Source organism: Variovorax sp. Root411 (assembly GCF_001425205.1).
GTDB lineage: Bacteria > Pseudomonadota > Gammaproteobacteria > Burkholderiales > Burkholderiaceae_C > Variovorax.
In genome coordinates this window covers 174619-195569 of the sequence record NZ_LMDW01000001.1, presented here as the reverse complement: position 1 = coordinate 195569, position 20951 = coordinate 174619, and the positions used below count along the sequence as shown (strand labels likewise).

Genomic DNA, 20951 nt, shown 5'->3' with positions numbered 1-20951 from the left:
TCATGATGAAGCCACTGTTTTCGACCGGCACCGTTGCACTCGCCGTGCGCGTGCTGATCGCCGCCTCGCTCCTGCAGGGCGCGCCCGTCGCGTTCGCACAGACCGGCGATGCACCGCGCCGCGGCGAACCGATCACGCTGAACTTCGCCAACGCCGACATCGAAGCCGTGGCCCGCACCATGGCGGTGGTCACGGGCCGCGACGTGGTGGTCGACCCCCGCGTCAAGGGCACGATGAACCTCGTCACCGACCGCGCCATCCAGCCGGCCGCCGCCTTCAACCAGTTCGCCTCGGCACTGCGGCTGCAGGGCTTCGCGGTGGTCGAGGCCGACGGCCTCTACAAGGTGGTGCCCGAGGCCGATGCCAAGCTGCAGAGCAGCACCGTCAACACCTCCATCAGCGCCACCGCGTCGAGCGGCAGCAACCAGATCGTCACGCAGATCTTCCGGCTCAACTACGAATCGCCGAACAGCCTGCTGCCGGTGCTGCGACCGTTGATTCCGCCGAACAACACCATCAACGTGAACCCGGGCAACAACTCGCTCGTGATCACCGATTACGCCGACAACATGCGCCGGCTGGCGCGCATCATCGCGTCGCTCGACGTGCCGAACGCGTCCGACATCGAAGTCATCCAGCTCAAGCACTCGGTGGCCACCGACATGGTGCCGCTGGTGCAACGGCTGGTCGACGGCGGCAGTGCCGGCGCCCCGGCCGGTGCCGCACCCGGGGCGGTGGATGCATCGTTCCGCACCACCCTCATGGCCGATCCGCGCAGCAACTCGCTGATCCTGCGCGCGGCCAATCCGGCGCGCGTGGCGCTGGTGCGCACGCTGGTCGAGAAGCTCGACCGTGCGCCGACCGAAAGCAGCAATGGCGCGGCCGGCAACATCTACGTGGTCTACCTGAAGAACGCGGACGCGGTGCGCCTCGCAGCCACGCTGCGCGCCGCGATGGCGGCGAACCAGCAGAACACCACGCCGGGCGTGGCCGGCGCCGCGGGCGGCGGTGCCGTGCCGCAGCAGAGCGCGCCGCAGGCCATGCAGGTGAACTTGAACAACAGCCAGGGCGGCAGTTCGGCCGCAGCCAGCGCCCCGCTCAACAACGCCAACCAGCCCTCCACCGGCGGCCAGATCCAGGCCGACCCGTCGACCAACTCGCTGATCATCACGGCGCCCGAGCCGCAATACCGCCAGATGCGCGCGGTGATCGACCGGCTCGACGGGCGCCGCGCCCAGGTCATGATCGAGGCGCTCATCGTCGAGGTCAGCGCCAACAAGGCCGCGAACTTCGGCGTGCAGTGGCAGAGCGCGCTGGGCAACAACGCGGTCATCGGCACCAATTCCAGCCTGAACAAGACGAACATCCTGGCGCTGACCCAGGCGCTGGCCACCCGCAATGCCGCGGGCCTGGCAACGTCGATCCAGCCGGGGCTGAACCTCGGCATCGCCGGCAAGATCGGCGGCCAGTACATCCTGGGCGCGATCGCGAACTTCTTCAACAGCGACGGCGACGCCAACGTGCTCTCCACGCCCAACCTGCTGACGCTGGACAACGAAGAGGCCAAGATCATCATCGGCCAGAACGTGCCGTTCCCCACCGGCTCGTATGCCAGCACCTCGGGCTCGGTGGGCGTGAACCCGTTCACCACCGTCGAGCGCAAGGACGTCGGCCTCACCCTGCGCGTGCGCCCGACCATCAACGAGAACGGCACGGTGCGGATGACGATCTTCCAGGAGACCTCGACCGTCGACCAGAACTCGCTGAGCAACCCCAACGGCCCGACCACCAACAAGCGCTCGATCGAGTCCAGCGTGCTGGTGGAAGACGGGGGCCTCGTCATGCTGGGCGGCCTGCTCTCGGACACCTACAACAACAACATCGAGAAGGTGCCGCTGGCCGGCGACATCCCGGTGCTCGGCAACCTGTTCAAGAACGAGAACCGCACGCGCAGCAAGAGCAATCTCATGATGTTCCTGCGCCCCGCGGTGATGCGCGACGGCGCTTCGTCCGAGGCCTTCGCCTACGACCGCTACGACGAGATCCGCGGCCAGCAGCTGCAGACGCAGCCAAACACCGACAACATCATGCTGCGCGGGGTGGACTCTGCGCCGGTGCTGCCCGACTCCGCGCTGCAGCGCTCGAGCAACCGCGGCAGCGGCAGCACCCGCATGGAAGGCACGCAGCTCATTCCGCCGCCGCAGCCGCTCTCCGACAACCGCAAGCTGGCACCGAGCCCGCTGCGCGGCGCCCTGCCGCCGACGGCCGACCCGGTCAGCTCGCGCGAAATGCCTTGACCTCCATGCGCTATCCGCTTCCCTACGCGTTCGCGCGCACCCAGCAACTGCTGCTCGAGGAGTCCGACGACGGCCGCTACACGCTGTGGATGTCGAGCCACCCGGCGCGCAGCGCGGTCGGCGAGGTGTCGCGCAAGTACGGCGTGCAGGCCTTCGAGGTGCTGGCCGACGGCCCGCTGGCGCAGCGCATCAGCGCGGCCTATGCGCAGGGCGAATCGAGTGCCGCCGCGGTGGTGAGCGAGGTGCAGAGCGACGCCGACCTCTCGCGCATGATGCAGGAGTTGCCGGCGGTCGAAGACCTGCTGGAGAGCGCGGGCGACGCGCCCATCATCCGCATGCTGAACGCGCTGCTCACGCAGGCCGCGCGCGACGGCGCCAGCGACATCCACATCGAGCCCTACGAGCGCACGTCTTCCGTGCGCTTTCGCATCGACGGCACGCTGCGCGAGGTGGTGCAGCCCAACCGCGCGCTGCACGCCGCGCTGATCTCGCGCCTGAAGATCATGGCCGACCTCGACATCTCCGAGAAGCGGCTGCCGCAGGACGGACGCATCTCGCTGCGCATCGGCACGCGCGCGGTCGACGTGCGGGTGTCGACGCTGCCCAGTGCGCACGGCGAGCGCGCGGTGCTGCGCCTGCTGGACAAGAGCGAATCGAAGCTCACGCTCGAATCGGTGGGCATGCAGGGCGACACGCTCGCGCGCTTCGAGAAGCTCATTGCGCAGCCGCACGGCATCATCCTCGTGACCGGGCCCACGGGCTCGGGCAAGACCACCACGCTGTACGCCGCGCTGGCCCGGCTCGACGCGAGCCGCAGCAACATCATGACGGTGGAAGACCCCATCGAGTACGAGTTGCCGGGCGTGGGCCAGACGCAGATCAACGCCAAGATCGAGCTCACCTTCGCCAAGGCCCTGCGCGCCATCCTGCGGCAGGATCCGGACGTGATCATGATCGGCGAGATCCGCGACTTCGAGACCGCGCAGATTGCCATCCAGGCCTCGCTGACCGGTCACCTCGTGCTCGCCACGCTGCACACCAACGACTCGGTCAGCGCCGTCACACGGCTCACCGACATGGGCGTGGAGCCCTTCCTGCTGAGCTCGTCGCTGCTCGGCGTGCTCGCGCAGCGCCTCGTGCGCAAGGTCTGCGCGGTATGCGCCGGCGCGGGCTGCGAGGCGTGCGGCCAGACGGGTTACCAAGGCCGCACCGGCATCTTCGAACTGCTGGTGGCCGACGAGACGGTGCAGGGCCTCATCCACAGCAAGGCAGCCGAAAGCGAACTGCTGCAGGCCGGCGCACGCGGCGGGCTGCGCCTGATGCGCGAAGACGGGGAGCGGCTGGTGCAGGCCGGCGTCACCTCGCGCGCCGAGCTGCTGCGCGTCACGCGGGACTAGGCTCCCGTTCCGCCATGCCCGCCTATTCCTTCGAAGCCATCGACGCCAGCGGCCAGTCGCGCGAAGGCGTGCTCGAGGCCGACACCGCCCGCAGCGCGCGCAGCCTGCTGCGGGCGCAGGCGCTCATTCCGCTGTCGGTCAAGCCGGTCGGCAGCGACCACGCCAACGGCAGCGGCCAGCGCAGCGGCCTTGGCCGCTGGCTCGGCGGCGGCAAGCGCGTCTTCAATTCCACCGGCCTCGCGGTATGGACGCGCCAGCTCGCGGGCTTGGTTTCGTCGGGTCTGCCGCTGGAACGCGCGCTGACTGCGCTCACCGACGAGGCGGAGTCGGAACCGCAACGCAATCTCGTCGCCTCGCTGCGTGCCGAAGTCAACGCGGGCTCGCCCTTCGCGCGCGCGCTGTCGGCGCACGCGCGCGAGTTCTCGCCCATCTACACCGCTGTGATCGGTGCCGGCGAGCAGAGCGGCAACCTCGGACTCGTGCTCGACCGCCTTGCCGACGATCTCGAAGAGCGGCAGGCGCTGCAGCAGAAGCTGATCGGCGCGGCGCTGTACCCGGCCATCGTCACGCTGGTGGCGATCGTGATCGTGATCTTCCTCGTGAGCTACGTGGTGCCGCAGGTGGCGCAGGTGTTCGCGGGCACCAAGCGCTCGCTGCCCTTTCTCACCACCGTGATGCTGTCGCTGAGCGCGGGCGTGCGCAACTACGGCTGGTGGATGCTGGGCGCCGTGGTGCTCGCGGCTGTCGGTGTGCGACTGGCGCTGGCGCAGGAAGCCTTCCGCCTGAAATTCGATGCGGCCTGGCTCAAGCTGCCGCTGGTCGGCAAGCTCGCGCGCGGCTACAACGCGGCGCGCTTCGCCAGCACGCTCGCCATGCTGGCCACCGCCGGCGTGCCAATCCTGCGCGCGCTGCAGGCGGCTTCCGAAACGCTGGGCAACCGCGCGATGCGCGCCGACGCGCTCGACGCGCTGGTGCTGGTGCGCGAGGGCGCGCCGCTCGCCTCGGCGCTGGCGCAGAAGAAGCGCTTCCCCGGCCTCGTGTCGATGTTCGCGCGCCTCGGCGAGCAGACCGGCACCCTGCCGCTGATGCTGCAGCGCGCGGCCAACCAGCTCGGCGCCGAAGTGCAGCGCCGCGCGATGCACCTGGCCACCATACTGGAGCCGCTGCTGATCGTGGCGATGGGCGGCGTGGTGATGCTGATCGTGCTGGCCGTGATGCTGCCGATCATCCAGCTCAACCAGTTCGTCAAGTGACGACGGCCGCCAAGCAGGACGCACCATGCCCGTAACGCTCGAAGACAAACTCGTGGTCGCGATCTCCTCGCGCGCCCTGTTCAACCTCGAAGAAGAAAACAAGATCTTCGAGGCCGGGGACAACGAGGGCTACATGAAGCTGCAGCTCGACCGCATCGACGTGCCGGCCGCGCCCGGCATCGCCTATTCGCTGATCCGCAAGCTGCTGCGCTTCAACGAAGACGGCGTGCAGCGCGTGGAGGTGGTGATTCTTTCGCGCAACGACCCAGTCTCGGGCATGCGCATCTTCAAGTCGAGCGCGGCCGCCGACATCAAGCTGCAGCGCGGTGTGTTCACGCAGGGCCGCCCGCCCTTCGGTTATTTGCGCCCGCTGCGCGCGCATCTGTTCCTCTCGGTCAACGCGCAGGACGTGCGCGAGGCGCTCATCGCGGGCTTTCCGGCCGCGCGGGTGCTGGTCGAATCGGTGAAGGCCAGCGATGCATGGCCGAACGAAGTGCGCATTGCCTTCGACGGCGATGCGGTGCTGTTCTCCGACGAGGCCGAGCGCGTGTTCCAGGCCGAGGGCCTCGACGCCTTCCAGGCGCACGAACTCAGCAAGGCCGACCTGCCGCTGCCCGAAGGCCCTTTCAAGCCGCTGCTGATGGCGCTGCACCGGCTGCAGATGGCGGGCAACGCGCAGATGCGCATCCGCACCGCGCTCGTTACCGCGCGCAGCGCGCCGGCGCACGAGCGCGCCATTCGCACGCTGATGAAGTGGAACATCCGCGTCGACGAGGCCATGTTCCTCGGCGGCCTGCCCAAGGGCGAATTCCTGCGCGAGTTCGAGCCCGACTTCTTCTTCGACGACCAGACCGGCCACGTCGACGCGGCCTCGCGGCACGTGCCTGCCGGGCACGTCAGCAGCGGCATCAGCAACGAGCCCTGAACCCGCGCGATCTGCGGACCCCAGCGCCCGCGATAGCACCGGGAGCGCGCCTCTGGCCTAGGCACCAACCCTCATTGCCAACGCCAGAGCCCCTCCGCAGAATCCGCCCACCAAATAGAACGAGCGTTCTATTCAGTGGCCGAGCCCCTCGTCGGCCTTCCCGCAGACTCACTACAACAGGGAACGCCCCGATGAAGCGCAGAGACATCCTCAAATGGTCGGCCTCGGCGGGCGGCCTGGGCCTGCTGGCCGGCAGGCCTTCCACCGCCTCGGCGGCCTTGCCGGTGCCCAAGCCCACGCTGCCACAGAAGATCGACCCGATCAGCGCCACGCTGCGGCGGCTCGAACTGGTGGGCCGTCAGACGACCTACCTCTGGACCGAATCGCACATCAACCTGGCCGGCGTGCCGATGGGCGCGGTGGTGCCACCGGGCGAACTGCCGGCGCTCGAACACCAGCTCGCGACCCTCTCGAAGGCGGTCGAAGCCGTCACCAATTTCGCGGCCTCGTTCGCCACCAGCGCGCTGGCCTCGGGCAGCCTGCAGTCGCTCGACAACCTGCGCATGCGCCTCGCAGGGCTGCAGGCCAGCTTCGGCCAGTTGCTGGCCGCCAACGGTGGATTGCTCACGCTGCCCGCGACGGTGTTGAACCTGCTGGCCACTCTCACCAGCACGGCGGGCGACATCGGCACGCAGCTCAGGCAGATCCATCACGACCTGCTCTCGCAAGGCCCGCTGGGCGCATTGAACGGACCGAAGACGGTGGCGCAGTACGACGCACTGTTCGTCACTATCGAGAAGCCGGCCATCTCGCAGCTGCTGCATGACAACGACCTGTTCGCGGCCATGCGCGTGGCCGGCCCCAACCCGACGCTGATCCAGCGGGCGACGGCGCTGCCGGCCAAGTTCCCGTTGAGCGACGCGCAGTACCACCAGGTGATGGGCGCCGGCGACAGCCTCGCCGATGCGGCCGCGTCGGGCCGCCTCTACATCCTCGACTACGAAGGCCTGGGCGACATGGCGCCGGCCGGCCCGCAGGCCAAGCCGCTCACGGGCACGGGCTACATCCATGCGCCCATCGCGCTGTTCGCACGGCCGAAGACCGGCCGCTCGCTGGTGCCGGTCGCGATCCAGTGCGGACAGGACCCGACCCTCGCCCCGATCTTCCTGCGCGTGGACGACACCGCCAACGCCGAGGCCTGGTGGGCCTGGCAATCGGCGAAGACCGCCGTGCAGGTGGCGGACTTCAACTATCACGAGATGTTCGTGCACCTGGGCCGCACGCACCTGATGTCGGAGGCCTTCGCGATGGCCACGCAGCGACAGTTCGCGACCGCGCATCCGCTGAGCCGGCTGCTGTCGCCGCACCTCGAGGGCGCGATGTTCATCAACGAGGCCGCGACGCTGATCATCATGGCGCCGCTGACCACGGGCGACGTGATCCTCGCCGCGCCCATCGAGACGTTGCAGAGCGCGTGCGGCCGCGACCGGCTGGCCTACGACTTCCAGGACCGCATGATGCTGCCCAACGACCTGCGCACGCGCGGCGTGGACGACACGGCGGCGCTGCCCGACTACCCGTACCGCGACGACGGACTGCTGGTGTGGAACGCCATCGCGCAATGGGTCGGCGACTACGTGGCCACCTACTACCTGAGCGACGGCGACGTGACCGGCGACTACGAGCTCAAGGCCTGGGCCACCGAGCTCGCGACCAGCGGCAAGGTGCACGGCTTCCGCCCCATCACCACACGCGGTCAGCTCGTCGACGTGCTGACGGCGATCATCTTCAACGCCAGCGCGCAGCATGCGGCGGTGAACTTTCCGCAGTACTCGGTGATGACGTATGCGCCCTTCAGCGCGGGCACGGGCGGCATGCCGGCACCGACGGGCAATGCGGGGCAGAGCGAAGCGAGCTGGTCCCAGATGCTGCCGTCGCGGCTGGCGGCGCAGGAACAGATCCTGCTGTTCCACATCCTCGGCGGCGTGTACTACCGGCCGCTGGGCGAGTACAAGGACAACGTGTTCCCGCACCTGCCGGTGCTGATCGACCCGGCCATCGCCGGACAGGGCGGTCCGCTGGAGCGCTTCCGCAATGCGCTGGCCGGCATCGAGGCCACCATCCGCCAGCGCAACGCCACGCGCACGCGGCCCTACGAGCACCTGCTGCCGAGCCGCATTCCCTCGAGCACGAACATCTGAGCGGAAGACGGACGGCTCAGCGCCGCATCGTGTCGAGCTGCGTGACGGGCGCGCTGTCGTTGCCCCACGAGCCGCGCACATAGGTGAGCACGGCCGCGACCTCGGCGGCATCCAGCGTCTGCCCGAACGGAGGCATGCCGTAGGGGCGCGGATTGCCCGGCGTCGAGGGCAGGAAACCGCCGTGCGCGACCACCTGGATCAGGTTGGTGGGCCGCGCCATGTTGACGGCGCGGTTGCCGGCGAGCGGCGGATAGGCGCCGACCGCGCCCTGCCCCTGGTCGCCATGGCAGTAGGCACAGCCCTGGTCGTAGATCTTCGCGCCGCGCGTCATCGTGGCGGCGTCGCGGCGGATCGGGGTCTTCGCGATGGCCGCAGCCTCGGGCTTCGGTGCATCGGGCAGGTCCTTCAGGTAGCTCGCCATGGCCGTGAGGTCGGCGTCGCTCAGGTACTGCGTGCTGCGGAACACCACGTCGGCCATCGGACCCATCACCGAGCCGCGCGGCGCGACGCCGCTCTTGAGCAGCGACACCACGTCGGCCGCGGGCCAGTCGGCCACGCCGGCTTCGCGCGGGTCGTTGAGCGAGGGCGCATACCAGTTCTCGACGGCGATCAGGCCGCCCGAAAGGCCGAGCCTTGTTTCCGTCGCGCCGAGCGAGTTGCGGCTGCCGTGGCACGCAATGCAATGGCCGAGGCCGTTGACCAGGTACGCGCCCCGGTTCCATTCAGCGGGCTTGCCGGCATTGGCCACGAAGGGCTCGGGCTTGAACGACAGCGCACGCCACACGGCCAGCGCCGCCTGCGTGTCGTAGGGGAAGCGCAGCAGGTGCGCCCTGTTGGGCTCCGGCGCGGGCGGCAGGCTGCGCAGGTAGGCGTAGATCGCATCCGAATCCTCGCGCGTCACCTGCGTGAAGTTGGGATACGGAAACGCCGGGTACAGCAGCCGCCCCTCCTTGCTGCGGCCGTTGTGCATCGCGCGCCAGAAGTGCGCGCTGCTCCAGCTGCCGATGCCGCTCTTGCCGTCGGGCGTGAGGTTGCTCGAATAGATGGTGCCGAAGGGCGTCTCGAGAGGCAGCCCGCCCGCATAGGACTGGCCGCCGCGTGTGGTGTGGCAGCCCGCGCAGTTGCCGGCCAATGCGAGATAGCGCCCGCGCTCGATCAGCTGCGGCGTGGCCGCGAAGGCTTCGGCCTGCGTGGGCAGCGGGTCTTCGCCGCGCAGGTTCATCGCGACGATGCCGCCTGCTGCCGCGGCCCCCAGCACGATCAGCGTCAGCAGCGTCCAGCCCAGGTGTCGCAGCTTCATGATCGCGGCCCCGTCACTTCGACTTCGGCATGCCGCCGCAGTTCACGGGCAGCGGCGCGGGCAGCGAGGCCGCGGGCTTCGTGTCGGCCGGCATCGGCTGCACCGCAAGCCAGCTCGCGACGGCGTTGATGTCGGCGGTGGACATGCGCCGGCCGATGTCGGCCATGCAGTCGGGCGGCAGCGCATGCCGCTCGCTCGTGAGCCATGCGCCGAGCTGCGACGACACGTACAGCCGCGGCAGCCCCAGCAGCCCCGGAATGGCCGGCTGCACACCGGTGAGGGCCGCGCCATGGCACTGCACGCAGGCGGGCACGCCGCGCACCGCATCGCCTTCGTGCACGAGCTGGCGGCCGCGCTGCAGCTGCTCGGGCGTCGCGTCGCTGGTGGTGGCGATGGGCGGGTAAGGCAGTTGCAGCCCGGCGAAGTACTCGGCCATCTCGCGCAGGTACGCATCCGACAGGTGCTGCACCATGTACGCCATGTCGCTGTTGAAGCGCCGCCCGTCGCGAAAGCTCACGAGCTGGTTGAACAGGTAGCCGGCCGGCTTGCCCGCAAGGCGCGGAAAGTAGCCGGCGTTGGTGGTCGCGCCTTCGCGGCCGTGGCAGGCGATGCAGGCAGCCGCGCGCTGCTCGATGGTGTCGGGCACCGTGGCGGGCGTTGCGGCACCTGCCATGCCCTGCGTGGCGAACAGCATCAGCCCGATGGCAGCGAAGCGAATGCGCAGCTTCATGTGCCGGCAGCGTAATGCGCCAACGCGAGCAACCCCGCGATCAGCAGCAGCACCATCACCAGCGCCACGCCGATCAGCGGCAGGATGCCGACCTGTGCCGTCCGCTTGTCGGCGTCGGCGCGGCGGCCACCCAGCCCGATGAAACTCCACAGAACGGCGCGCACCGCGCGCATGAGATTCGTCATGAGGCCGAGTGTGGACCAGTCGGGCCAAAAAAAACAGATGCAGATCAGCTCCATTCGACCGGTGCAGATAAAGTGCTGCCGAATGAAGAGCAAGCCGCGATGAAGCGATACGAAGCCCTGGCCGCCGACATCGAGGCCTCAATCCGCAACGGCACGCTGAAGACCGGCGACCGCCTGCCTTCGGTGCGCCACACCGGCCGCAGCCGCGGGGTCAGCGCGTCCACGGTGTTCCAGGCCTACTACCTGCTGGAAGCGCGCGGACTCGTGCGTGCACGGGACCGTTCGGGCTACTACGTGGCGGGCGGCGGCCTGCGCGATGCGCCACCCGAATCCACGCTGACCTCGCGTCCCGGAGACGGGCCGAAGTCGCTCGACGTGAGCGACCAGGTGTTCGACATCCTCGAAGCCAGCATGTCGCGCAAGGTCGTGCCCTTCGGCTCGGCCTTTCCGAGCCCGCTGCTGTTTCCGCTGGCGCGGCTCGGGCAGTTCATGGCCGCCAGCGCCAGGTCGCTCGATCCATGGAGCACGGTGGACGACCTCACGCCCGGCAGCGCGGCGCTGCGCCGGCAGATCGCGCTGCGCTACCTCGCCGACGGCATGCCGGTGCCGGCCGACGAGATCGTCATCACCAACGGCGCGCTCGAAGCGCTCAATCTCTGCCTCGCGGCCGTGACTCGGCCGGGCGACGCGGTGATCGTCGAATCGCCCACCTTCTATGCCGCGCTGCAGGCGCTGGAGCGCATGGGCCTGCGGGCCATCGAGGTGCCGACGCACCCGGGCGAAGGCATCGACCTCGAAGCGCTGGAGCTGGCCATCGCGGCGCACAAGCCCGCGGCGTGCTGGCTCATGACCACCTTCCAGAATCCGCTCGGCAGCCTGATGCCGGACGCGAAGAAGAAAGCGCTGGTCGCCCTGCTCGCGCGGCACGAACTGCCGCTGATCGAGGACGACGTGTACGCCGAGCTGTACTTCGGCGAGCGGCGGCCTCCACCGGCCAAGGCCTTCGACACACTGGGGCTGGTGCTGCACTGCTCGTCGTTCTCGAAGTGCCTGGCGCCGGGCTATCGCATCGGCTGGACCTCGGCCGGGCGCTTCGCGCGCAAGGTGGCGCGCCAGAAGCTCACGACCACGCTCAGCACCTCGGCGCCCTCGCAGCTGGCGCTCGCGGGCTATCTCGAAAAGGGTGGCTTCGACAAGCACCTGCGCAAGCTGCGGCAGACGCTGTCAATGCAGCAGGCCACCTTCACGCAGGCCGTGGGCCACTACTTTCCGCCGGGCACGCGCGCCACGCGGCCGCTGGGCGGGTACTTCCTGTGGGTCGAGCTGCCGCCGCGCGTGAACGCGCTCGACGTTCATCGCAAGGCGCTGGAACTCGGCATCAGCGTCGCGCCGGGACCGATCTTCTCGGCCACGCGCGCCTTCACCAACTGCCTGCGGCTGAACTACGGCCACGCGTGGGACAGGCTCAGCGAGCAGGCGATGCAAACACTGGGCCTCCTGATCGCCGAAGCGTCCTGAACAGCAGGAACGCCGTGATGCTCACGTTCACCAGGTTCCATCCGATGCCGTTCAGGAAGGCCGCGTGGTAGCTGCCCGTGAGGTCGAACACCTTGCCCGACATCCACCCGCCCAGCGCCATGCCGAACAGCGAGAACATCAGCACCGTGCCCACGCGCGCGCCCGCCTCCTTCGGCGGAAAGTGCTCGCGCACGATGATCGCGTAGGACGGCACGAGGCCGCCCTGGAACAGCCCGAACAGCGCCGAGATGACATACAGCGGCACCAGCCCGTCGAACGGCAGGAACAGCAGCAGCGCCACGCACTGCAGCACGCCGCCCAGCAGCAGTGTGCGCAGCCCGCCGATGCGGTCGCAGATGGCGCCCGACACCAGCCGGCTCACGATGCCGAAGCCCAGCATCAGCGACAGCATCATCGCGCCCTGCGCCGGCCCGTAGCCCAGGTCGCCGCAGTAGGCCACGATGTGCACCTGCGGCATCGCCATGGCCACGCAGCAGGCCACGCCGGCCACGCACAGCAGGCCCTGGGCCGTGCCCATGCTCAGGCCGAAGGGCCGCGTCATGTCGCGCACGACCGCCGCGCTCGATGCATTCGCAGGCGGCACATGGACGAGCGCAGGCGGGCGCGCGCGGAAGAACAGCGCGAGCAGTGCCATCGCCAGCCCGCAGAAGACGCCGATGCCGATGTAGGTCTGGCGCCAGCCCACGGTTTCGACGAAGTGCTGCGCGACGGGCGGCCACACCGCGCCCGCAAGATAGTTGCCGCTGGCGCACACCGCCACCGCGATGCCGCGCCGCTTGACGAACCACAGCGAGGTGTCGGCCACCATCGGCGCGAAGGCCACCGAGCTGCCGAGCAGGCCGACCAGCAGCGCCTGCGCGACGGTGAATGAAACGATGCCGCTCGACATGCCCGTGGCGACGTACCCCGCGCCAAGGCACACCGAGCCCAGCAGCAGCGGCCACATCACGCCCACGCGGTCGGCGAGCTTGCCCATGATGACGCCGCCGAATCCGAACCCGAGCATCAGCAGCGTGTAGGGCAGCGAAGCGTCGGCGCGCGCGATGCCGAACTCGGCCTGCACCGCCGGCAGCATCACCGACACCACGTACATGCCGCTGCTGCCGACCGTCATGACGAGCAGCGTGAGGGCCAGGCGAACCATGGCGTAGCGCGAATCCGCCGCGTGGGCGGTTGTCTCGTTTGTGTTCATTGTTTTTTTGCTCCGCAGCGAGGATACCCGCCGGCGCGAAATGCGCAGCGTGCAGTCGAGGGCGGGCGGTGCGAGGCCGCCTTGCGCCAGTTGCGCAGATAAGCCTGGTCTTTCGGAGGTCCGGGCGGCTTTCAGGTCCATTTAAGGAACATTTGTCTACCATGGCCCCTTCAAGATGACCGGCGCACGAGCGCCTGCGAGGAAAACCGAATGTCTCTATCAGTCACCGCTCGCGCGGGCTCGTTCATCCAGGTGCTGCGACGCGTCTTCAGGCTCGCGGCACCCTACTTCCGGTCCGAAGAGAAATGGCGGGCACGGGGCATGTTCGCCGCCATCGTCGCGCTCAACCTGGCCTACGTCTACGCGCTGGTGCTCTTCAACCAGTGGTACGGGCGCTTCTACGACGGGCTCCAGAACAAGGATGCGACGGTCTTCTGGCGCGAGATCCGTGTGTTCGTCGTGCTGGCCTTCTTCAACATCGCGCTGCAGGTGCTCAAGTTCTATGTGACGCAACTGCTGCAGTTGCGCTGGCGTGCCTGGATCACGCGCAACTACCTGGGCCGCTGGATGGCGGACCGCACCTTCTACGAGATGGAACTGGCGCGCTATGCGGGCAAGGACGGCGCGACGCCGGACAACCCCGACCAGCGCATCCAGGAAGACATGCAGCTGTTCACCAGCGCGACCATGACGCTGTCGATGGGCCTGCTGAACGCCGTGGTCACGCTCATCAGCTTCGTCGGCATCCTCTGGGGACTCTCGGGCACGACGGCGTTCTCGGTGGGCGGCACCAGCTACCAGATCGCGGGTGCGATGGTCTGGCTGGCGGTGATCTACTGCGTGGTGGGCACGGTCATCACCCACTTCATCGGACGGCCGCTGATCGGGTTGAACTTCCGCCAGCAGCGCTTCGAGGCGGACTTCCGCCATCACCTCGTGCGCGTGCGCGAGTACAGCGAGGCCATCGCGCTGGATCGCGGCGAGACGGTGGAGCATGGCCAGCTCGACCTGCGCTTCGGCGCCGTGCTGCGCAACTATCTGCAGCTCATCAAGCAGCAGAAGAACCTGGTGACCTTCACCGCATTCTTCGGCCAGGCGGCGGTGATCTTCCCGTTCGTGGTGGCGGCTCCGCGCTTCTTCAGCGGCGCGATCCAGCTGGGCCAGCTGATGCAGATCTCGTCGGCCTTCGGCAAGGTGCAGGATTCGCTGAGCTGGTTCGTCGACAACTATGACAGCGTGGCGGTGTGGCGCGCCACGACCGACCGTCTCACGAGCTTCGACGACGCGATCCGCGAGCATGCCGCGCAAGAAAACGCGCTCGAGCGCAGCGACGCGCCTTCGCTTCACACCGACGGCCTCACGCTGAACCTGCCGAACGGCACGCCGCTTCTGGCGAATGCAGCGCTCTCGGCGAAGGCCGGCGACAGCGTGCTGGTGCAAGGCCCCTCGGGCAGCGGCAAGTCGACCCTGTTCCGGGCCTTTGCGGGCATCTGGCCATTCGCACGCGGACGCGTGCAGGTGCCGTCGGACGCGATGTTCGTGCCGCAGCGGCCCTACATGCCCGACGGCCCGCTGCGCGTTGCGCTGGCCTATCCGGAAGATGCCGCGAAATACACCGAAGAACAGTTGCGCCAGGCATTGAAGGACGCCCTCTTGCCCGAATTCGCCGATCGCCTGGACGACAGCGATGCATGGAGCCAGAAGCTGTCGGGCGGCGAGCAGCAGCGGCTGGCCATCGCGCGCGTGATGTTGAAGAAACCCCGCTGGATCTTTGCCGACGAGATCAGCAGCGCGCTGGACGCGCCGGCCGAACGCACGCTTTACCAACGGCTCTCGGAGATGGTGCGCGCGCGGGGCGGCGCGATGGTCTCGGTCGCCCATCGGGCCGCGGTGGGCGAGTTCCACAGCCAGCGCTGGACATTGGTGCCCGAAGCCGAAGGTGCTGCCGCGCGCTACCGCGTGGAGGTCGTGCCGGCGCCGGCCGGCAGCGCCGCCGCGTAGCGCTCCCAGCCCTTCCTGCGCAGCTCGCAGGCAGGGCATTCGCCGCAGCCGTAGCCCCAAGCCTGCCGGTGCACGCGGTCGCCCAGGTAGCAGGTGTGCGTCTCTTCCACGATCAGTTCCACCAGCGGCTCGCCGCCCAGGCGGTGGGCCATGGCCCAGGTCTCGGCCTTGTCGATCCACATGAGCGGCGTCTCGATGACGAGGCGGCGCTCCAGCCCGAGCGAGAGCGCCAGCTGCATGGCCTTCATGGTGTCGTCGCGGCAGTCGGGGTAGCCCGAGAAGTCGGTCTCGCAGACGCCGGTGACGATCACCTGCAGCCCGCGCCGGTAGGCCAGCGCGCCGGCCAGCGTGAGGAACAGCAGGTTGCGCCCGGGCACGAAGGTGTTGGGCAGGCCGTCGGCCTGCATGGCGAAGGCGACCTCTTCGGTGAGCGAGGAGCCGCCGAGCTGCGCCAGCGCCGCGAGCGTGAGCACGTGGTCTTCGCCGAGGCGGGGCGCCCAGTCGGGGAAACGCTCGCGCATCTGCGCGAGGATGGTGCCGCGCACGTCGAGCTCGACGCGGTGGCGCTGCCCGTAGTCGAAGCCCAGGGTTTCGACGCGCTGGTACTTCGAGAGCGCATCGGCGAGGCAGGTGGTCGAGTCCTGGCCGCCGGAGAACAGAACGAGGGCGGTGGTGTGCAGGGGCATATCCGTCAACGGCGCGGCCGCTGTAGTCCAAAGGCACAATTTTCGCAGCCCCCGCGAAGGCCCTGCGCGAGCGGGGCCGCGGCCGGCTTCTTCTAGAGGAAGCGCTCGAGCAGTTTGCGCGATGCGCGGTCGAGCGTCTTCACGTCGGGAATGCGGAACTGCACGCCGTGCGCGCTCGCAATGAGCAGCGCGCCGCCTTCGAGCCGGCGGATGTCTTCCTCGGCCTTGAGCACGAAGCTGGTGTCGCCGCGGTCGGTGCTGATGGTCCAGGTGCTGGGCACGCCGAAGCTGGACACGCCGTGCAGGCGCAGCAGCGTGGGCGCGAAGTCGCGCACCGCGAGTTCTTCCTGGAGCAGCGCGCTGGCCTGCGCCGGCAACGCGTCGACGCTGTCGATCCAGACCAGCTCGCGGCCTTCGCTGCCGACCAGCGACACGCCATGGCGCGGCGCGCTCAGCGGAAAGGCCCGCACGGGCGTGACGCCCACGTGGCGCTCGCCCTGCGCGTCGGTCAGCACGAGGCGGCCGAAGGCGTCGCGTTCGAGTTCGAAAGATGGGGTGTTGAATTCGGTCATGCGTCGCCCGCCGGATGGGCTGCGTGGGTTACCACCAATGGCGCCTGGGCGCCTGCGCGTTCGTCGGCGGCGCCTTCGCTCGCGTCGTCGTCGCCCTGGCGCAGTTGCGCCTGATAGAGCCGCCAATAGGCGCCCTGCTTCGCCATCAAGGCATCGTGCGGCCCGACCTCGACCACTTCGCCGCGGTCCATGACCACGAGCCGGTCGGCCTTGCGCAATGTCGACAGCCGGTGCGCGATGGCGATGGTGGTGCGGCCCTGCACGAGGTTGTCGAGCGCCTTCTGGATTTCCTTCTCGGTCTCGGTGTCCACGGCCGAGGTGGCCTCGTCGAGGATCAGGATGCGCGGATCGATCAGCAGCGCGCGCGCAATGCTGATGCGCTGGCGCTCGCCGCCCGACAGCCCCTGCCCGCGCTCGCCCACGAGCGAGTCGTAGCCGTGCGGCAGCCGCAGGATGAAGTCGTGCGCATGGGCCGCACGGGCCGCGGCGACGACTTCTTCGCGCGTGGCGTCGGGCTTGCCGTAGGCGATGTTCTGCGCGATGGTGCCGAAGAACAGGAAGGGTTCCTGCAGCACCAGCCCCACGTGGCGCCGGTAGTCGGCGACGGCGAAGCGGCGGATGTCGGTGCCGTCGACCTTGATGGCGCCGTCGGTCACGTCGTAGAAGCGGCAAATGAGGTTGACCAGCGTGCTCTTGCCCGAGCCGCTGTGGCCGACGAGGCCGATCATCTCGCCGGGCTCGATCACAAGGTCCAGGTCGTGGATGACGGCGCGTGAGCCGTAGCGAAAGCCCAGCCCGCTCATCTCGATGCGGCCCTGCACCCGCTCCACCTTCACCGGGTTGGCCGGCTCGGGCACGTTGCTCACGTGGTCGAGGATGTCGAAGATGCGCTTGGCGCCCGCGGCAGCCTTCTGCGTGACCGAGACGATGCGGCTCATCGAGTCGAGCCGGGTGTAGAAGCGGCCGATGTAGGCGATGAACGCGGTCAGCACACCCACCGTGATGCTGCCGCGCGCCACCTGCCAGATGCCGAAGGCCCACACCACGAGCAGGCCGATTTCGGTGAGCAGCGACACGGTCGGCGTGAACAGCGACCAGGTGCGGTTGAGCTTGTCGTTGACCTGCAGGTTGTAGGTGTTGGCGACACGGAAGCGCTCGGCCTCGCGGCGTTCCTGCGCAAAGGCCTTGACCACGCGGATACCGGGAATGGTGTCGGCCAGCACGTTGGTCACCTCGGACCAGACGCGGTCGATCTTCTCGAAGCCGGTGCGCAGGCGGTCGCGCACGACGTGGATCATCCAGGCGATGAAGGGCAGCGGCACCAGCGTGACCACCGCCAGCAGCGGATTGATGGAGATCAGGATGGCCGCCGTCATGACGATCATCAGCACGTCGTTGGCAAAGTCGAGCGCGTGCAGCGACAGGAAGACGTTGATGCGGTCGGTTTCCGAGCCGATGCGCGACATGAGGTCGCCGGTGCGCTTGCCGCCGAAGTAGTCCAGCGGCAGGGTCAGCAGGTGCTCGTAGGTGGTGGTGCGCAGGTCGGCGCCGATGCGCTCCGAGACCAGCGCCAGCAGGTAGGTGCGCGCCCAGCCCAGCCCCCAGCCGACCAGCGCCGCAATCAGCAGGCCGCCGAGGTACAGGCCGACGCGCATGGTGTCGATCTTCTGCCCGTTCTGGAACGGGATCAGGATGTCGTCCATCAGCGGGATGGTCAGGTACGGCGGCACCAGCGTGGCGGCGGTGGAAATCAGGGTCAGAACAAACCCGAGGATCAGCTGCTTGCGGTACGGGCCGGCGAAACGGCCCAGGCGCAGCAACACCCAGGTCGATGGCGGGGTCTGGCGTTCGGCGTCGGGGGCGCCCTCTTCGCCGTCGGCCACCTCGATGAGCTCCGGTGTCTCCTTGGCGACACCAGACGTTCGCTGGCCGAACAACTTGAGCAGGCGCAGCGCAGCGACCTGTCCGGCCAGGGTGTAGCGCCAGCGGGCCAATCGGCCCGAAGGCCCCGTCAAATCGAGGGTTCCCACGCCCGAGTGGTCGGACAGGCGCAGTGCTAGCGCGGCGTCGGTTAGCGGCCACTCACGCCATTCGCCGCCCGGTTCGAGCGCGATCAGCCTCTGGTCAGTCAGGGCGACTAGGCCGCAAGCGAAGCGAAGTTGGTCGTCGAGGTCAACCGACAGTATTACCAGAACGTTTTCCGCGACTGCGAGCCGGTTTTTCAGCGCGTCTGAAGCCGCCTCTGTTTCGCCCTCCCGGGTGCCGACTGGATCGTGATGTTGCATTGTGTTTCTCTGACTCTTGCCCGTCGCGGGCCGCATGGACCCCGTCATGGCGCCCTTGGTCGGGCGCCGATTCTGACCGATTGCCATGGGCGCGCTTGAAGGCGCCGTGGTGCTCGGCCAAAGCACTTCGAACGTTTGCATGACCCGTTTCGACGACATCCGCCTGCTGCGCATCAACTATTTGCGCGGCCCGAACCTCTGGACCTACCGTCCGGTACTCGAAGTCTGGCTCGACCTGGGCCAGCTGGAAGACTTCCCCTCCAACAAGATCGACGGTTTCACCGACCGCCTGACCGGCCTGCTGCCGGCGCTCATCGAGCACCACTGCGGTGTCGGCGAGCGCGGTGGCTTCATCCAGCGCCTGACCGAAGGCACCTGGTCGGGCCACGTGCTGGAGCACGTCGTCATCGAATTGCTGAACCTGGCCGGCATGCCGACCGGCTTCGGCCAGACCCGCAGCACCTCGGAGCACGGCGTCTACCGCATGGTGTTCCGCGCGCGCGACGAGCAGGTCGCCCGGGTGGCGTTGGCCGAGGGCCACCGCCTGCTGATGGCGGCCATCAACAACGATCCGTTCAGCGCCTCCGACGTGCAGAAGGCCGTCGACGCGGTCAAGGCCAAGGTGGAAGACTGCTACCTCGGCCCGAGCACCGCCGCCATCGTGGCCGCCGCCACCGACCGCGGCATTCCGCACATGCGCCTGAACAGCGGCAACCTGGTGCAGCTGGGCTACGGCGCCAACCAGCAGCGCATCTGGACCGCCGAGACCGACTACACCAGCGCCATCGGCGAATCGATCGCCAGCGACAAGGAGCTGACCAAGTCCCTGCTCGCGAGCTGTGGCGTGCCCGTGCCCGAAGGCCAGGTGGTCGCCAACGCCGAAGAGGCCTGGGAAGCCGCCGAGGACATCGGCCTGCCGGTGGCCGTGAAGCCTTCCGACGCCAACCACGGCCGCGGCGTGTCGCTCGAACTGACAACGCGTGAAGAAGTCATGGCCGCCTTCGCCGTCGCCGAGCCCGAAGGCAGCGACGTGATGGTCGAGCGCTTCATCCGCGGTCACGAACACCGCCTGCTGGTGGTGGGCGGCGAGGTGGTGGCGGCCGCACGCGGCGAGATCATCACCGTGACCGGCGACGGCCAGAGCAGCGTGCGCGACCTGATCGACAAGCAGCTCAACAGCGACCCGCGCCGCGGCGCCGAGGAAGAGTTTCCGCTCGACGTGATCGAGATCGACAACGACGCCAAGCTGCAGCTCGAGCTCAAGCGCCAGGAGCTGGACGCCAACGCCGTGCCGGCCGCCGGCCGCGTGGTGACGATCCAGCGCAACGGCAACATGGCCAACGACTGCACCGACCAGGTCCACCCCGAAGTCGCGCACGCCGCCGTGTTGGCCGCGCGCGTGGTGGGCCTCGACATCGCGGGCATCGACCTCGTGGCGCAGGACATTTCCAAGCCGCTGGGCCCGCAGCGCGGCGCGATCGTCGAAGTCAATGCCGGCCCCGGCCTGCTGATGCACCTGAAGCCGGCCGTCGGTTCGCCGCGCCCGGTGGGCCGCGCCATCTGCGACCACCTGTTCCCCAATGACGCACCCGGGCGCATTCCCGTGGTCGGCGTGGCCGGCTCGCGCGACACCGCCGTGCTGGCGCGCCTCGTGGCCTGGCTGATCGGCCTGGGCGGCCGCCAGACCGGCCTCGCCTGCCGCGACGGCCTGTTCCTCGAACGCCGCCGCGTCGATGCGCGCGACAGCGCCAACTGGGACGCCGGCCACCGCCTGCTCGTGAACCGCGCCGTGCAGGCCGTGGTGATCGAGAACGGCGCCGAAACCATCCTGCGCGACGGTCTCCCCTACGACCGCTGCGAAGTCGGCATCGTCACCGACCTCGATGGCTTCGAAGCGCTGGCCGACTACGACATCACCGAGAGCGACCAGCTGGTCAAGGTGCTGCGCACGCAGGTCGACGTGGTGCTGTCCGAAGGCACGGCCGTGCTGAATGCGGGCGACCCGCGCGTGGCCGGCCTCGCGCCGCTGTGCGACGGCGCCGTCATCCTCTATTCGGCCGACCCGCAGGCCGCCGAACTCACTGCGCACCAGAGCGCCGGCGGCAAGGCCGTGCTGGTGCGGCAAGACCGCGTGGTGCTGGCCAACGGCAGCAGCGAATCGTTCCTGCCCGGCCTCGGCCGGCTGACCGTGTGGCGCGCCACCCATGCCGGCGTGAGCCTCGAAAGCCTGCTGGCCGCCGTCGCCGCCGCCTGGGCGATGGGCATTCCGCTGAACCTGATCGGCGCCGGCGTGGAGGCCTTCGAGGCCGACCTGCAGGCGGCGCTGGCCTCGCTGCAGCTGTCGCAGACCCAGCCGCTTTCCTCTCCCCAACTGCAACTCGCCTGATG

15 protein-coding genes are annotated in these 20951 nt (G+C 68.8%); 8 read left to right on the top strand and 7 right to left on the bottom strand.

The features are described from left to right. Window positions 1-2 precede the first annotated feature (2 nt). The 5 genes from gspD to ASC92_RS00790 all read left to right on the top strand — a co-directional run bounded on the left by gspD (window position 3) and on the right by ASC92_RS00790 (window position 8073). Window positions 3-2297 carry a type II secretion system secretin GspD gene (gspD, locus tag ASC92_RS00810; RefSeq protein ID WP_056509264.1) on the top strand — a complete coding sequence of 765 codons (2295 nt, stop codon included), beginning with the start codon at window positions 3-5 and terminating at the stop codon, window positions 2295-2297. A gap of 5 nt (window positions 2298-2302) precedes the next feature. Next, window positions 2303-3694 carry a GspE/PulE family protein gene (locus tag ASC92_RS00805; RefSeq protein ID WP_056509261.1) on the top strand — a complete coding sequence of 464 codons (1392 nt, stop codon included), beginning with the start codon at window positions 2303-2305 and terminating at the stop codon, window positions 3692-3694. A 14-nt stretch (window positions 3695-3708) separates the two neighbouring features. Further along, a complete protein-coding gene (gene gspF / locus ASC92_RS00800; protein WP_056509258.1) occupies window positions 3709-4947 on the top strand; it encodes a type II secretion system inner membrane protein GspF in 1239 nt (412 codons plus the stop codon). Between the two features lie 25 nt (window positions 4948-4972). After that, the gene (locus ASC92_RS00795; protein WP_056509256.1) at window positions 4973-5872 is read left to right on the top strand and encodes a 5'-nucleotidase; all 900 of its coding nucleotides are present in this window, start codon (window positions 4973-4975) and stop codon (window positions 5870-5872) included. Window positions 5873-6063: 191 nt separating this feature from the next. Beyond that, a complete protein-coding gene (locus ASC92_RS00790; RefSeq protein WP_056509253.1) occupies window positions 6064-8073 on the top strand; it encodes a lipoxygenase family protein in 2010 nt (669 codons plus the stop codon). Between the two features lie 16 nt (window positions 8074-8089). Here the strand turns inward: ASC92_RS00790 and ASC92_RS00785 are convergent, their stop codons facing one another. The 3 genes from ASC92_RS00785 to ASC92_RS00775 are packed head-to-tail and all read right to left on the bottom strand — an operon-like array spanning window position 8090 to window position 10288. Continuing rightward, complete coding sequence (locus ASC92_RS00785; protein ID WP_056509251.1) at window positions 8090-9373, bottom strand: c-type cytochrome; 1284 nt, start codon at window positions 9371-9373, stop codon at window positions 8090-8092. A 13-nt stretch (window positions 9374-9386) separates the two neighbouring features. Next, window positions 9387-10103: a c-type cytochrome gene (locus ASC92_RS00780; protein ID WP_056509249.1), complete on the bottom strand. Its 717-nt coding sequence runs from the start codon at window positions 10101-10103 to the stop codon at window positions 9387-9389. Beyond that, window positions 10100-10288 carry a DUF2970 domain-containing protein gene (locus tag ASC92_RS00775; protein ID WP_042673158.1) on the bottom strand — a complete coding sequence of 63 codons (189 nt, stop codon included), beginning with the start codon at window positions 10286-10288 and terminating at the stop codon, window positions 10100-10102. Before ASC92_RS00775 ends, ASC92_RS00780 begins: the two co-directional genes overlap by 4 nt. Window positions 10289-10387: 99 nt before the next feature. Between ASC92_RS00775 and ASC92_RS00770 the strand changes: the two genes are divergently transcribed. Further along, window positions 10388-11806: a PLP-dependent aminotransferase family protein gene (locus ASC92_RS00770; protein ID WP_056509246.1), complete on the top strand. Its 1419-nt coding sequence runs from the start codon at window positions 10388-10390 to the stop codon at window positions 11804-11806. Here the strand turns inward: ASC92_RS00770 and ASC92_RS00765 are convergent. Beyond that, a complete protein-coding gene (locus tag ASC92_RS00765) occupies window positions 11754-13019 on the bottom strand; it encodes an MFS transporter (protein WP_056509245.1) in 1266 nt (421 codons plus the stop codon). The two genes, ASC92_RS00770 and ASC92_RS00765, sit on opposite strands and share 53 nt — an antisense overlap. Before the next feature lie 210 nt (window positions 13020-13229). Between ASC92_RS00765 and ASC92_RS00760 the strand changes: the two genes are divergently transcribed. Then, window positions 13230-15020, top strand: a complete 1791-nt coding sequence (locus tag ASC92_RS00760; protein ID WP_056509241.1) for an ABC transporter ATP-binding protein/permease — start codon at window positions 13230-13232, stop codon at window positions 15018-15020. On the opposite strand, the gene queC is transcribed toward ASC92_RS00760, so the two are convergent. The 3 genes from queC to ASC92_RS00745 all read right to left on the bottom strand — a co-directional run bounded on the left by queC (window position 14972) and on the right by ASC92_RS00745 (window position 18563). Then, a complete protein-coding gene (gene queC, locus ASC92_RS00755) occupies window positions 14972-15706 on the bottom strand; it encodes a 7-cyano-7-deazaguanine synthase QueC (RefSeq protein WP_056509239.1) in 735 nt (244 codons plus the stop codon). The genes ASC92_RS00760 and queC overlap by 49 nt on opposite strands. Window positions 15707-15798: 92 nt before the next feature. Beyond that, window positions 15799-16278, bottom strand: a complete 480-nt coding sequence (locus ASC92_RS00750; RefSeq protein ID WP_056509236.1) for a DUF1854 domain-containing protein — start codon at window positions 16276-16278, stop codon at window positions 15799-15801. Beyond that, the gene (locus ASC92_RS00745; RefSeq protein WP_056509233.1) at window positions 16275-18563 is read right to left on the bottom strand and encodes an ABC transporter ATP-binding protein; all 2289 of its coding nucleotides are present in this window, start codon (window positions 18561-18563) and stop codon (window positions 16275-16277) included. The genes ASC92_RS00750 and ASC92_RS00745 overlap by 4 nt, the downstream gene beginning before the upstream one ends. Window positions 18564-18702: 139 nt before the next feature. Between ASC92_RS00745 and cphA the strand changes: the two genes are divergently transcribed. Beyond that, window positions 18703-20949 carry a cyanophycin synthetase gene (gene cphA / locus ASC92_RS00740; RefSeq protein ID WP_235505637.1) on the top strand — a complete coding sequence of 749 codons (2247 nt, stop codon included), beginning with the start codon at window positions 18703-18705 and terminating at the stop codon, window positions 20947-20949. Window positions 20950-20951: the final 2 nt, after the last annotated feature.